This window comes from Polaromonas sp. P1_G1 (assembly GCF_056405595.1).
On record NZ_JBFUBU010000330.1, the window covers coordinates 1 to 351 of the forward strand.

General features: G+C 60.7%; 1 protein-coding gene. It reads left to right on the forward strand.

The features are described 5' to 3' along the window. A partial coding sequence (locus tag AC1D1Y_RS27080) for a PAS domain S-box protein (RefSeq protein WP_477685051.1) occupies positions 1 to 351 on the forward strand: 351 nt, incomplete at both ends.

The following is a 351-nucleotide window of genomic DNA, read 5'->3' on the forward strand; positions in this document are numbered from 1 at the left end:
CCCTTCACCCTGACGGATGGCAGTGTGGGCGGCAGCATTGGTGCGCTGGTGGACATCACCGAGCGCAAGCTGGCACAGGAAGCCCTGCTGGAAGAAAAAGAACGCGCCGTGGTCACCCTGTCGTCGATTGCCGATGGTGTCATCACCACCGACTTGCATGGGCACATTGACAGCCTCAACGAGGCCGCCCAGTTTTTGACCGGGCATACCGAACAGCAGGCGCTGGGGCGCCGCTTGAGCGAAGTATTTCAACTGGACACCAAGTCACAGGTCCTGCCCCGCGGCGTGCGTGTGGACCAACTGCACCAGACCCAAACCGCAGTACATGCCATCAACCAGTTACTGCTGCAC